Raw genomic sequence first — 14,063 nt, forward strand, 5'->3', positions numbered from 1 at the left:
GGAAATATATAAATATGTTTACGACCTCAAAAATAATAAGGACTAATTTAACCTAGAGTTACTATGAATATTAAGAAGTTTATTTTACTAACCGCAGTACTAGTTATGGTTGCCAGCTGTAATTCTGGAGATCGAGGACAATTGGTAGGTGTACAAGGTAAGAAATGGCATCCAGAAAAGCCCTATGGAATGACATTGGTGCCTGGTGGAGCTTTTATTATGGGTAAGTCAGATGATGATTTAGCTGGCGTACAAGACGCACCAACAAGAACAGCTACTGTTCGTGCATTCTATATGGATGAAACAGAAATTACAAATAGCGAGTATCGTCAATTTGTAGAATGGGTGAGAGATTCTACTCTAAGATTAAAATTAGCAGAGATGGCTGACTTAGAGGGAAAAACACCAGGAAATGGAGATATTGGAGAATTTGCTTATTTAGATGCAAATCCAGAAGATCTAAACGCTTACGAAAGTTACATGGTGAATACCTATGGTAATGAGCAGAGAAAAATTAATCGTGACGTGAAGTTAATCTTCGATACAGATGAGTATCCAGATGAATTATATGCTGAAGTCATGGATGGTATGTATTTACCTTTAGAAGAATCATATAATGGTCAACGTACTTGGGATGTGAAACAATTCAAGTTTCAGTATACTTATATGGATATTCAAAAAGCTGCAAAAAACAGAGGTTTAAAACGTTCTGAAGTTGTGGTACAACAAGAAGTTGAGATTTACCCAGATACAACAGCTTGGATTAGAGATTTTGCTTATTCTTATAACGAGCCAATGCATAATGATTATTTCTGGCATGATGCTTATGGAGATTATCCTGTAGTAGGTGTGTCTTGGAAACAAGCACAAGCTTTTTGTCAATGGAGAACATTATATCATAATGGAGATAGAAAGAAAAGAGGAAAACAACCTGTAAATAAATATAGATTGCCTTCTGAGGCAGAATGGGAATATGCAGCTCGTGGTGGTTTGCAAGGAGCAACTTACCCTTGGGGTGGGCCTTACACTAAAAATGACAGAGGATGTTTTATGGCAAACTTTAAACCTTTAAGAGGTGATTATGCTGCTGATCAAGCATTGTATACAGTAGAAGCGGATTCTTATGATCCTAACGATTTTAACTTATATAATATGGCTGGTAACGTTTCTGAATGGGTAAATGGTTCTTATGACCCTACTTCATATGAATTTGCGTCATCAATTAATCCAAATGTAAATGATCCTGATAATGAGCGTAAAGTCGTTAGAGGTGGTTCTTGGAAAGATGTTGCTTATTTCTTGCAAGTGAGCTCTAGAGATTATGAATATGCAGATTCAGCAAGAAGCTACATCGGATTTAGAACGGTTCAAGATTACATGGGAACTGAGGTGACTAAAAACGCTGCAACTAACTAATTAAACTTAACTTTAACTAAATATTAATCCTAAATGAGTATTAATTAACCAAGCTCATTTGAAAACAAAAAATTAAAAATCATGGCACAAAAGAAATTATCAACGATGAATATGGTCTACGGACTTGGAGCTGCAATTGTAATTATTGGAGCGTTATTCAAAATTCAACACTGGCCTTATGGATCCCTTATCCTTACTCTAGGTATGATTGTTGAAGCAGTTGTATTTACAATATCAGCATTTGAAAAACAAGGAGATGACTTAGATTGGTCGTTAGTATACCCTGAATTGGCAGGTGGCCAAACTTCAGGTTCTAAAAAGAAAGCTTTAGAAGAGCCTAAGGATGCAGAAGGTATGTTATCTAAAAAATTAGATAACTTATTAAAAGAGGCAAAAATTGATGGTGCGCTTATGGCTAGCCTTGGTGATAGCATTAAAAACTTTGAAGGAGCGGCTAAAGGTATCTCTCCAACAGTGGATTCTATGGCAGCTCAAAAGAAATATAGTGAAGAAATGTCATTAGCAGCGGCTCAGATGGAGTCTTTAAACAGTCTTTATAAATTACAAGTTGATAGTGCAAACAGACAAGCAGCAATTAACGAAGAAGCAGTTGAAAACGCTACTAAATTAAAAGAGCAAATGCAATCTTTAGCATCTAACTTATCATCTTTAAATGGTGTTTATGGTGGTATGTTATCTGCAATGAACAAAAACTAATTGGTTTTTATAATCGAATTAATTAACATTTAAAAACTAAATTAGAAATGGCAGGAGGAAAACAGTCCGCAAGGCAAAAAATGATTAACTTAATGTATTTGGTATTCATTGCAATGATTGCGATGACCATGTCAAAAGAAGTATTATCTGCATTCGGATTAATGAACACAAAGTTTGATAGCGCTAATGAATTAGCTGCTACTTCAAATGAAGGTATACTTTCACAGTTGCAATCACAAGCAGACGAAAAACCAGAGGATTTTAAGGAAGCCAATGATAAAGCGAAGCAAATAAATACCATATCTGAAGAATTTTATAAGTTCTTAGAAACTGTAAAAGAAAATGATATTGTAAAATTAGGTGGCTACGAAAGAGAAGAAAACGGTGAATTACCTTATGAAGAAATGGATAAGGGTGATAAACTTGATGAACATTGGTTTACTGGTGATCGTTATACAAAAAGAGGTGATGAAATTATTGCTGCTATAGAAAAATACAAAGCTGATATAAAAGCTGTATTACCTAAAGAAGGCAAATGGGAACCCGTAATTAGTAGTTTTGAAAAGCGTTTTAATTTAGATCCTATCGTTGATAGCGAAGGTGCTAAGAAAAATTGGTTAGATTACCATTTTCAAGGATTTCCAGCGATTGCATCTTACACTAAGTTAACTGCAATGCAAAATGATGTTAAGGCAACCGAGACTAATATTTATAATGGTTTTCTTGGTAACTTAGTAAGTAATGCAACATCATTAAAGAATTATACAGCTATTGTTATCGCTGATAAATCGGCGTTCTTTGCAGGAGAGAAATTTCAAGGTAAAGTTGTATTAGGAAAGTATGCTAATGTAACGCCAACAAAATTAACGGTGCAAGGTCAGGAAATTGACTTAAGTAACGCTATTGATTCTACTGGTGCTGCACGTTTAGATTTTACTGTTGGTAATGTAGGAGAACAAAATATTGAAGGTAAGTTCACCTTTTAGAAGATGGGAAACCTTTAGATATTCCTATTGTTGGTAACTACGTTGTTGTACCTAGACCAAACTCTGCTACAATTTCTGCTGATAAGATGAACGTTGTTTATCGTGGTGTTCCTAACCCAATGACAATTTCTTTTGCTGGTGTACCAGATAATAAAGTTTCTGCAAGTGGTGCTGGTTTAAAGAAAGCATCAGGTACAGGTAAATATGTAATGAATCCTGGTACAGGTAGAGAAGTTACAATTAATGTATCTGCGACTTTAGACGATGGAACAAGAGCAACAGATCAGCAAACGTTTAGAATTAAAGATATTCCTAAGCCTACTGGAACAATCTCTGGTCAGGATGGTATGGTAAGATTACCTAAGCGTAACTTAGAAATAGGTACAGTAGGTGCTAAATTAGATGATTTTGTATTTGATTTACCAATCAATGTAACATCATTCCAAGTTAAAGTACCTGGTCAGCCAACAGTAAATGTAGCTGGTACTAAAATGAATAGCCAAGCAAAAGCGGCTATTGGTAGAGCTCGTGCTGGTGATATAGTTACAATTTTTAATATTAAAGCTAAGATTCAAGGGAATTCAAGCTATAATTTAAAAGGTGTATCTCCTGTAACGGTTGAAGTATCTAATTAAGCGATAATCGAATACGATATTAAACGTTAGCCATAAAGAAAATCCCAAATTATAATAAAAAATAAGATGAATTTAAAAAGCTTTTTATGTATAGGATTAGGTGTTTTAGCCGCAAACTCTATGTTTGCTCAAGCTAACATCCTAAATGCAAAAATACCAGAAGAAATTGGTATGAAAACTGAAGCCCAGTTACTTCTAGATAACGACAAGCCTTTAGAATATGGATATGTCGGAGATAGAGATATCTTATTTTCTAAAATGACTTGGGAAAAGATTGTTTTAGATGAACGTGCTAATTTTCCGTTGTACTTTCCTGTTGATGATAATTTAGGAGATGATAGAAAATCATTATACATGGTACTATTGCAAAATATCAAAGATGGAACTATTCCTAAGGTATATGCTGATTCCTATTTTAGAGAAGAACGTACCATGGAGGATTTAGAACCAGCTTTAGTAATGGAGCGAATCACTGATGTAGGAATTGATTGGATGAATGCTGAAGGTGTTACTGATACGGCTTTAGTGCCAGAAGAATACAAGATTCGTAGAGAAATTGGTCCTGCGGATATTAATTCTTATTTAGTAAAAGGACTTTGGTATTTTGATAAGCGTCAAGGAGAATTAAAGTATCGTATTCTTGGTATTGCACCAGCAGCACCAGATGTAAACTTTATTGATTCTGATGATGAAGCTAATAAAGAACCTATCGGTTTATTTTGGGTGTTTTTCCCAGAAATAAGAGATATTCTTCATGATGCTAAAGCGTTTAATAACAAGAATAGTGCTGTGCCATTATCTTTTGATCATTTATTAAACAGTAGACGTTTTAGTGCAATAATTTACAAAGAAGAAAATGTTTATGGTGATAGAGAAGTAAAAGAGTATGTTGCAGAGAATGCATTAATGCAGCTTTTAGAATCAGAACGTATCAAAGACAAGATTAGAAACTTTGAACAAGATATGTGGAGTTACTAATTAACTTAACATAAAATATAAAAACGCTCACTTTTTAAGTGGGCGTTTTTTATGACAAACATTTTTTTACTTTTGCCACATTAAACACCATATGAAAGAAGTCGATTATATTATTGTAGGTTGTGGTTTAGCTAGTATTGCATTTTGTGAGCAATTAAGAGCTAATCACAAAACGTTTATTGTCTTTAACGATGATTCTCAGAAGTCTTCTATCGTTGCCGCTGGATTATATAATCCGGTAATCTTAAAGCGTTTTTCTGAAGTTTGGATGGCTAAGGAACAATTGGCCCTGGCGCTTCCAATGTATGCTAAAATTGAAAAGGAGTTAAAGGTAACAATCGATTATAAACTTCAACTTTTAAGACGGTTTACATCAATAGAAGAACAAAATAAGTGGTTTACAGCATCGGATAAACCGTCATTAGAGGCTTACTTATCACTTCAACTTATTAAAAACGCCAATCCTGAAATAGATGCTCCTTTTGATTTTGGAGAAGTGTTACATGCTGGTCGATTAGATACAGAAACGCTTATTACGAGTTATAAGTCGTTGCTAAAAGAGCGTCAAAGTTTAAAAGCCGAATCTTTTATTTATGATCAAATTCAATTTGAAGAAGATGTGGTTCATTATAAAAATATAAAAGCCAAACAAATTGTATTTGCCGAAGGGTTTGGGGTGAAACAGAATCCATATTTTAATACTATTCCTTTAACCGGTTCTAAAGGAGAAATATTAACGGTTAAAGCACCAGATTTAAAAATTGATTATGCGATTAAATCTTCTGTTTTCATTATTCCACTTGGTAATGATTTGTACAATGTCGGTTCCACCTATAATAATGAAGATAAATCTAATGTGCCTACAGAGTCTGCTAAATCAGAGTTGATTTCTAAGTTAAAAACATTTATTAATTGCGATTTCGAAGTGGTGAATCACATTGCAGGAGTAAGACCTACAGTAAGGGATAGACGACCATTGGTAGGGCAACATCCTAAACATAATAATCTTTACGTTCTAAATGGTTTAGGAACAAGAGGTGTAATGATAGCACCTTATGTGGCGGATAAATTATTTAGATTTATAGAAAAAGGCGATAAGCTAGATGAAGCTATCGATATAAAACGCTTTGCGTAATTAATCCTTTTTTGTGGCCTTAGCCGATTTTTTTGCTAATTCTTTATCGTAACTCATAAATAGATTTATCCAGATATTACGAGATAGACGCATAATTATAGGCATAAACACAATTAGTGTAACAACAATCGCTATAAAAGATATCATTAAAGAGAATTCTAATATATTATAGCTAATAATAAACGCAGCTACAGCAAAGGCAATACCAACAGCATAACTTACATACATGGAACCATAGAAAAATGACGGTTCTATTTGGTATTTCGTTTTACAATGCGAACACGTTTCTCGCATTTTTATAATATCAGAAAGTACATATGGATTTTTATTAACGTACATAGATTCTTGATGACATTTTGGACAGACACCAAAAAGAATACTATAAAGTTTCATTCCTTTTCTAATCATAACTAAAACCTTTACTTTTGCGTTTTCTAAGACAATGCGAAGATAAAATAATATAATCGAAGCATTGTAACAATTGTAACGCAAATTCACAATTGTATTATTCAAAAAATTTATGCTAAATATTCATAATCTTTCTATATCATTTCAAGGAGAATACCTTTTTGAAGAAATTACTTTTAAACTCGGTCCTGGCGATCGTATTGGTTTAATTGGTAAAAATGGCGCCGGTAAATCTACTATGCTTCGCATCTTATCAAAAGAACAAGAAGCCGATTCTGGGCAAATCGCAGCAGATAAGGATATGAGAATCGGATTTTTAAAACAAGATATCGACTTCGACTTAGGTAAAACGGTTCTGGAAGAGTCCTATGAAGCATTTAAAGAGATAAAGAAATGTGAAGCTCAACTTGAAGAAATTAATACACAGCTAGCAGAGCGCACCGATTACGAAAGTGAATCGTATCATCAATTAATGATTGATTTGAATGATATTCAGCATCAGTATGAGATTTTGGGAGGTTACAATTATCAAGGTGAAACGGAGAAAATTCTTCAAGGTTTAGGGTTTAAACGCGAAGATTTTAATAAACTGACAGATACGTTTTCTGGTGGTTGGAGAATGCGAATAGAGCTCGCTAAGCTTTTACTTCAAAATAACGATTTATTACTTTTAGATGAGCCGACTAACCACTTAGATATTGAGTCTATCATTTGGTTAGAGAACTTTTTGAAAGGCTATAGTGGTGCTGTAGTCATTGTCTCTCACGATAAAATGTTTTTAGATAATGTAACCAACAGAACAATTGAGATTTCGCTAGGGCGTATTTACGATTATAACAAGCCATACACGCAATTTTTAGCGTTGCGTAAAGAAATGAAAATTCAACAATTGGCGGCTCAGAAGAATCAGGAAAAACAAATTCAGCAAACCGAAAAACTGATTGAAAAGTTTAGAGCCAAAGCTTCTAAGGCGACCATGGCGCAATCACTAATTAAAAAATTAGATAAGATTGATCGTATTGAGGTCGATGAAGATGATAATAGCGTGATGTCTTTAAATTTTCCTGTCTCAGTTACACCAGGGAAAATTGTGGTAGAGATGGAAAACGTTTCTAAAAAATATGGTGATTTACAAGTATTGCATAATGTGAATTTAGCAGTACCACGTGATATTAAAACCGCATTTGTTGGGCAAAACGGACAAGGGAAATCAACTTTAGCAAAAATTATTGTTGGAGAATTAGAACACGAAGGTAAACTGACTTTAGGACATAATGTTCAAATTGGTTATTTCGCGCAAAATCAAGCCGAGTATTTAGACGGGAATAAAACGGTTTTAGATACCATGATTGACGCGGCTAATGAAACGAATCGAAGTAAAGTTCGAGATATTTTAGGATCCTTTTTATTTAGAGGAGAGGAAGCAGAGAAGTATGTTAGAGTTCTTTCTGGTGGTGAACGTAACCGTTTAGCTTTAGCGAAATTATTATTACAGCCATTAAATGTCCTTATTATGGATGAGCCTACCAACCACTTAGATATTAAATCGAAAAATGTTTTAAAGGAAGCTTTGACGAGATTTGAAGGTACTTTAATATTAGTCTCACACGATAGAGATTTTCTTAAAGGGTTAACCGATACGGTTTACGAATTTAAGGATCAAAATATTAAGGAGTATTTAGGCGATATTGATTTTTATTTAGAACAACGTAATCTCGAAAATTTACGTGAAGCTGAAAAAAGAACAGTGATAGCAGATAAACCAAAAGAAAGCAATAAGCAGAACTACGAAGATCAAAAGAAATTAAAATCTCTAAATAACAAGTTGAGTAATATTGAGTCTAAAATTAATCAACTTGAAAAAGACATTAAAGCTGATGATTTAAAACTGGAGACAGACTATGATAAAACAGCTTCAGATCCAATGTTTTTTGAGGGTTATCAATCTAAGAAAAAGGCATTAGAGAAGTTAATGGGTGATTGGGAAAAGGTGCATTTTGAGCTAGATGCGCTTTCAGATTAATAATTAGGATTTCTTTAACGCATTCACTTGATGATAAGGTTAGCTTTGTAAATTACTGACCACCATTGTTATTATGTTAAGAAAAATTATTTTATCTGTCCTAGGTATTCTATTTATTATAGGTGCTATTATCTATGCTAATTATCTCATTGATAATAAACATAAACCCAAACCAGTAGTGCCCAAGGTGGTGAAAACGGTTTTAGTTGATACCGTAGAAAATACAACTGTTCCTATTTTAATTTCTTCAAACGGTAACCTAAGGGCTAAAGAGCGTGTAGAGTTATACTCAGAAGTTCAAGGGATTTTTAAAATCGGCCCTAAACTTTTTAAACCTGGTCAGAAATACAATAAAGGCGAAACACTAATTCGTTTAGATGCTTCCGAATATTATGCTAGCGTACAATCGTCTAAAAGCAATTTGTACAATAGTATCGCTGCAATTATGCCCGATTTACGATTAGATTTTCCAGATATATTTCCAAAATGGCAAGGGTATTTAAATCGCTTCGATTTAAATAAAACCACTCCAAAACTACCAGAAATTTCAAATGAAAAAGAGAATTACTTTATTACGGGACGTGGTATTGTGAGTGCGTATTATAACGTAAAGAATTTAGAACAACGTTTAACTAAGTATAGAATTGTAGCTCCTTTTTCAGGCATCTTAACAGAAGCCTTGGTTACAGAGGGGACTTTAATTAGAAGTGGGCAAAAGCTAGGCGAATTTATTAATCCATCAGTTTACGAAATGGAAGTGGCCGTAAGTAAATCTTATGCCGATGTTTTAAAAGAAGGAGAAGATGTAAGTTTAACCAATCTTGAAAAAACAAAGACATACAACGGAACGGTTTCTAGAGTTAACGGAAGTATCGATGCAACAACACAAACAATAACGGTTTATATTGAAGTTAAACATGCTGATTTAAAAGAAGGGATGTATCTTGAAGCCAATTTAAATGCCGAGAAAGTAGAAAATGCTATTGAGATTGATAGAAACTTATTGTTAGATAGTCAAGAAATTTATATCGTTAGAGATAGTTTACTAGATGTTATTTCTGTAAAACCTGCGCATTTCTCTAAAGAGAAAGTTGTATTAAAAGAAGTGCCAAATGGAACAATTATTTTAAAGAAGCCTGTGCCTGGAGCTTATGCCGGAATGCATGTTAAAGCCGCAAAAAGTAACACTGTAACTTCTGATTCTATTCAATAATGAAAAAATTAATTGAATATTTTATAAGGTATCATGTTGCAGTAAATATCTTTATTATAGCATTTATAGTCTTCGGTACTATAGGCGCTTTGTCTTTAAAATCGTCATTCTTTCCGCTTACAGAGTCTAAAATTATCAATATTAATATTGCTTACCCTGGTGCTTCGCCTCAAGAAATTGAAGAAGGGATTGTCCTTCAAATTGAAGATAACCTAAAAGGGCTTAAAGGAGTTGATCGTGTAACGTCGACATCGCGTGAAAATAGTGGGAGTATTACTGTAGAAATTGAAAAAGGCGAGAGTTTAGATTTTATGCTTCTTGAAGTTAAAAATGCAGTTGACCGTGTGCCATCGTTTCCAACGGGTATGGAGCCACTGGTCGTTTCTAAACAAGAAGCGGTACGAGAAACAATTTCTTTTGCAATTAGTGGGAAAGACATTCCGTTAGTCACCTTAAAACAATTAGCACGTCAAGTAGAAACAGATTTACGGGCAATTGATGGTATTTCTCAAATTGAAATCTCAGGGTTTCCCGAAGAAGAAATTGAAATCGCCGTTAATGAGCTCGATTTATTAGCTTATAACCTCACGTTTAACGAGGTGGCAGATGCGGTCAGTAATGCTAATATTTTAGTGACAGGTGGAAATGTAAAAACGGTTGCAGAAGAGTATTTAATAAGAGCGAACAACAAACAATATTACGGAAGTGAGCTTTCTAATATTATTGTAAGAGCTTCGTCAGATGGAAAAGTAATTCGTTTAAAAGACGTTGCTATCATTAGAGATCGTTTTTCTGAAACACCAAATGCGACCTATTTTAATCAGGAGTTGGCTGTTAACATTTCGATTACAAGTACTAATAATGAAGATTTAATTAGTTCAGCAGATAAAGTAAACGCCTATATAGAAGCGTACAATCAAAAGTATACTAATATTAGATTAGATGTTGTCCGCGATTTATCAATTACCTTAAAACAAAGAACCCAGTTATTAACAGAGAATGCTATTGTAGGTATGATTCTGGTGTTAGTGTTTTTATCGGTATTCTTAAATACACGTTTGGCATTATGGGTGGCTTTTGGCTTACCTATTTCATTTTTAGGGATGTTTATTTTTGCGGCACAGTTTGATGTGACTATTAATGTATTGTCTCTTTTTGGAATGATTATCGTTATTGGTATTTTAGTTGATGATGGTATTGTGATTGCTGAAAATATCTATCAGCATTACGAAAAAGGAAAAAGTCCAATTCAAGCTGCTATCGATGGTACAATGGAAGTTATTCCACCTGTAGTATCTGCAATTATTACCACGCTTTTGGCCTTTTCATTATTTTTCTTCTTAGATAGTAGAATTGGTGAGTTTTTTAGTGAAGTCGCCGTTATTGTGATTTTAACATTAGTGGTGTCATTAGTAGAAGCGCTGATTATCTTACCAGCCCATTTGGCACATTCTAAAGCGTTAAGAGCTCAGAAGGTTGATGAAAATCCTTCAAAAATAAAACAGTTTTTCTCATTTATGAGGGCTATTAACAATGGTGGAGATCGCCTAATGTCTTTTCTTAGGGATAAGGTTTATACACCTATTTTATATCGGGTTTTAAAATTTAAATTATTCTCTTTAGGAGTTTTTGTTGCTTTGTTAATCTTAACTCTTGGGTCACTTGGAGGTGGAGTTATAGGAGTTACGATGTTTCCAAGAGTGGCAAGTGATGCAGCTAATATAGAATTAGTAATGCCAGCTGGTACAAATATAAAAATCACAGATTCTATCATTTCTATGATTGAAGAGAAGGCCTTTATTGTTAATGAAGAACTGACCGAGAAATACCTTAAAGGCACAGGAAAACAATTATTTGAAAATACTATCGTAGAAATTAGTAGTAGTTCTAGTGCCAGGTTAATAATTAATTTATTACCAGGAGAAGAACGTCCAGATGAAATAAAATCAGATCTCATTACAAACCGTTTAGAAGAATTAGTAGGCCCTGTAATTGGCACCGAACGCTTAATCTATGGCTCTAATGGAAACTTTGGTGGTAGTCCTGTATCAGTATCATTATTAAGTAATAATATCGAAGAATTAAAAGCTTCAAAATTAGAACTTAAAAAATACTTAGAATCTAATCCATTACTTAAGGATATTGGAGATAACGACCCTGCAGGTATAAAAGAAATCCGATTAGAACTTAAAGAAAGTGCCTATTTATTAGGACTAGATTTAAGAACCGTAATGGCGCAAGTGCGTTCAGGATTTTTTGGAGCTCAAGCGCAACGTTTTCAACGTGGGCAAGATGAAATTAAAATTTGGGTACGTTACGATAAAAACAATAGAAGTTCTATTAACGATTTAGATGCTATGCGTATTGTAACACCAACTGGCGAGCGCGTAACATTAAAGGACATTGCAAGTTATAGTATTGCTAGAGGTGATGTTGCAATAAATCACCTTGAAGGTAAACGCGAAATACAAGTGTATGCAGATTTAAAAGATCCAAGTACAAGTGCCACAGATATCATGGATGATATTAAAACTGTGTTTATACCTCAGTTACAATCTAAGCACCCAACAATAAACGCTTCTTATGAAGGGCAGAATAGAGAAAAAGATAAATTAGTAGGGTCTTTAGGTGTGGCAGGTCCTATTATTTTAATATTAATTTATATCACTATTGCCTTTACATTTAGAAGTTACTCACAACCGTTTTTACTTCTTTTATTAATTCCATTTAGTTTAACAGCTGTAGCTTGGGGACATTGGTTGTTAGATTTTCAAGTTAATATTTTATCACTTTTAGGAATTATAGCCTTAATTGGTATTATGGTGAATGACGGTCTGGTTTTAATAGGTAAATTCAATAGCAATCTTAAAGAAGGGATGACCTTTGATTTAGCACTGTCTGAGGCTGGTAAGTCGCGTTTTAGAGCGATTTTCTTAACGTCGTTAACAACGATTGCTGGTTTAGCACCATTGCTTTTGGAGAAAAGTAGACAAGCTCAATTTTTAAAACCTATGGCCATCTCTATATCTTTCGGAATTGCTTATGCTACGGTTTTAACCTTATTGATATTACCATTGTTTTTGTCCTTTAGTAATACAATTAAAACGAATGTTAAATGGTTAGCTACTGGTGAAAAGGTTACAAAAGAGGAAGTAGAACGTGCTATAAAAGAACAAAATGAAGCTAATGAACATTAAAAGTCAACTTACATTTCTTTTTTTTGCATGCTACATTAGTTTGCAAGCTCAAGACCTTTTAACTAAAGAACAAGCGGTTTCTGCCGCCCTAGAAAATAACTACGGAGTTAAAATTGCAAAAAATGCAGTAACCATAGCTGAGAATAACACCAATATTTTAAATACAGGTTTCTTACCAACGGTTTCGGGTAGTGCTGGCGCAAATTATAATTTAGATAATACAGAAGCTGAGTTTTCAGATGGTAGACCTGATGCCGTGTTAAATGGAGCAGAGAGCTCAAATTATAATGCTAATATAACGGTTAACTATACCCTTTTTGATGGGTTAGGTAGACGTTATAATTATAAACGCTTAAAAGAACAGTATCAATTATCAGAATTACAAGCTAGAGCAACTATAGAATCAACATTATTACAATTGTTTTCAGTATACTATAATGTGGCTCAGCTTTCGGATAACCTAAATGCTTTAGAGGAGACATTAAGTAATACTAAAGACAGATTGGTACGAGCTGAATATCAGTTTGAATATGGGCAGAATACAAAGTTAGAAGTACTAAATGCAGAAGTAGATATTAATACCGATAGCATCAATATTATTAATATTAAGCAAGAGTTAAAAACGGCAAAACGCGATTTGAAACTGGTGTTAGGTGAAACGTTTACAACTGATTTTAATGTTGAAACCGACGTTGAATTTACACTTCAATTTCAAAAAGATAGTTTATTTGAAAAAGCGAAATCGCGAAATGTAGAGTTGCTTCAAACTGAGAAAAATATTTTAATTAGTCAACTGGATATTAGTTCCGGTAAGTCAGCATATTTACCAACTATTGGTTTGTCAGGATCTTACGGTTGGAACAAAAACAATAATAATGCTGTCGCACTTTTGGCGGTTTCAACAAGTACAGGTTTGTCTGCTGGATTGAACCTTAATTGGAATTTATTTGATGGAGGAGCAACAATAACCAGAGTTAAGAACGCTAAACTAAATCTTGAAACCCAAAAGCTTCAAAAAGAAAGTATTTTACTCAGTATAGAACGCAATTTTAATAATGCATGGGATAATTATCAGAATAAGCTTGAAATTTACAATATTCAAGAAAAGAATATTATAACAGCTCAAAATAACTTTGATCGTACCCAAGAAAAATTTAAAATTGGGCAAGTTAATTCTATCGAATTTAGACAAGCACAGCTTAATTTACTTAATGCTGAATTAAGTCGAAATCAGGCTAAATTTTCCGCAAAACTATCTGAGTTAGAAGTGTTACAAATAAGTGGGGAATTGTTAAATGTTGAATTTTAAGTTTGAAAGACAATGGATGAATATTGCTTTTTAATGTCCACATTGT

At 33.7% G+C, this 14,063-nt stretch carries 9 protein-coding genes and 1 pseudogene; 9 read left to right on the plus strand and 1 reads right to left on the minus strand.

Annotation, left to right across the window (positions count from 1 at the left end):
- Positions 1–69: 69 nt before the first annotated feature.
- From porK to ACXGSQ_RS07620, 5 genes and pseudogenes are all read left to right on the plus strand, one after another.
- A complete protein-coding gene (porK, locus tag ACXGSQ_RS07600; protein WP_458629338.1) occupies positions 70–1,416 on the plus strand; it encodes a T9SS ring complex lipoprotein PorK/GldK in 1,347 nt (448 codons plus the stop codon).
- A gap of 81 nt (positions 1,417–1,497) precedes the next feature.
- Positions 1,498–2,133 carry a type IX secretion system motor protein PorL/GldL gene (gene porL, locus ACXGSQ_RS07605; protein ID WP_458629014.1) on the plus strand — a complete coding sequence of 212 codons (636 nt, stop codon included), beginning with the start codon at positions 1,498–1,500 and terminating at the stop codon, positions 2,131–2,133.
- Between the two features lie 47 nt (positions 2,134–2,180).
- Positions 2,181–3,754, plus strand: a pseudogene (porM, locus tag ACXGSQ_RS07610) (type IX secretion system motor protein PorM/GldM).
- Between the two features lie 66 nt (positions 3,755–3,820).
- Positions 3,821–4,732, plus strand: a complete 912-nt coding sequence (gene porN / locus ACXGSQ_RS07615; RefSeq protein WP_458629015.1) for a type IX secretion system ring subunit PorN/GldN — start codon at positions 3,821–3,823, stop codon at positions 4,730–4,732.
- 91 nt (positions 4,733–4,823) lie between these two features.
- Positions 4,824–5,867, plus strand: a complete 1,044-nt coding sequence (locus ACXGSQ_RS07620; RefSeq protein ID WP_458629016.1) for an NAD(P)/FAD-dependent oxidoreductase — start codon at positions 4,824–4,826, stop codon at positions 5,865–5,867.
- Here the strand turns inward: ACXGSQ_RS07620 and ACXGSQ_RS07625 are convergent, their stop codons facing one another.
- Positions 5,868–6,275 carry a DUF983 domain-containing protein gene (locus ACXGSQ_RS07625; protein ID WP_458629017.1) on the minus strand — a complete coding sequence of 136 codons (408 nt, stop codon included), beginning with the start codon at positions 6,273–6,275 and terminating at the stop codon, positions 5,868–5,870.
- Between the two features lie 112 nt (positions 6,276–6,387).
- Here ACXGSQ_RS07625 and ACXGSQ_RS07630 point away from each other — a divergent pair, with 112 nt between their 5' ends.
- From ACXGSQ_RS07630 to ACXGSQ_RS07645, 4 genes are all read left to right on the plus strand, one after another.
- Complete coding sequence (locus tag ACXGSQ_RS07630) at positions 6,388–8,298, plus strand: ABC-F family ATP-binding cassette domain-containing protein (protein ID WP_458629018.1); 1,911 nt, start codon at positions 6,388–6,390, stop codon at positions 8,296–8,298.
- Positions 8,299–8,371: 73 nt separating this feature from the next.
- Complete coding sequence (locus tag ACXGSQ_RS07635; protein ID WP_458629019.1) at positions 8,372–9,511, plus strand: efflux RND transporter periplasmic adaptor subunit; 1,140 nt, start codon at positions 8,372–8,374, stop codon at positions 9,509–9,511.
- Positions 9,511–12,708: an efflux RND transporter permease subunit gene (locus ACXGSQ_RS07640; protein WP_458629020.1), complete on the plus strand. Its 3,198-nt coding sequence runs from the start codon at positions 9,511–9,513 to the stop codon at positions 12,706–12,708. The genes ACXGSQ_RS07635 and ACXGSQ_RS07640 overlap by 1 nt, the downstream gene beginning before the upstream one ends.
- On the plus strand, positions 12,698–14,017 hold the full coding sequence (locus ACXGSQ_RS07645) for a TolC family protein (protein ID WP_458629021.1): 1,320 nt from the start codon (positions 12,698–12,700) through the stop codon (positions 14,015–14,017). The genes ACXGSQ_RS07640 and ACXGSQ_RS07645 overlap by 11 nt, the downstream gene beginning before the upstream one ends.
- Positions 14,018–14,063: the final 46 nt, after the last annotated feature.

The sequence above is a fragment of the Winogradskyella sp. PC D3.3 genome (genome assembly GCF_054366245.1).

Excerpts from the sequence above, each read along its gene's own strand:
- porN (WP_458629015.1), top strand. The coding sequence starts at position 3,821 with ATGAATTTAAAAAGCTTTTTATGTATAGGATTAGGTGTTTTAGCCGCA.
- ACXGSQ_RS07630 (WP_458629018.1), top strand. The coding sequence starts at position 6,388 with ATGCTAAATATTCATAATCTTTCTATATCATTTCAAGGAGAATACCTT.
- ACXGSQ_RS07640 (WP_458629020.1), top strand. The coding sequence starts at position 9,511 with ATGAAAAAATTAATTGAATATTTTATAAGGTATCATGTTGCAGTAAAT.
- ACXGSQ_RS07620 (WP_458629016.1), top strand. The coding sequence starts at position 4,824 with ATGAAAGAAGTCGATTATATTATTGTAGGTTGTGGTTTAGCTAGTATT.
- ACXGSQ_RS07625 (WP_458629017.1), bottom strand. The coding sequence starts at position 6,275 with ATGATTAGAAAAGGAATGAAACTTTATAGTATTCTTTTTGGTGTCTGT.
- porL (WP_458629014.1), top strand. The coding sequence starts at position 1,498 with ATGGCACAAAAGAAATTATCAACGATGAATATGGTCTACGGACTTGGA.
- ACXGSQ_RS07645 (WP_458629021.1), top strand. The coding sequence starts at position 12,698 with ATGAACATTAAAAGTCAACTTACATTTCTTTTTTTTGCATGCTACATT.
- ACXGSQ_RS07635 (WP_458629019.1), top strand. The coding sequence starts at position 8,372 with ATGTTAAGAAAAATTATTTTATCTGTCCTAGGTATTCTATTTATTATA.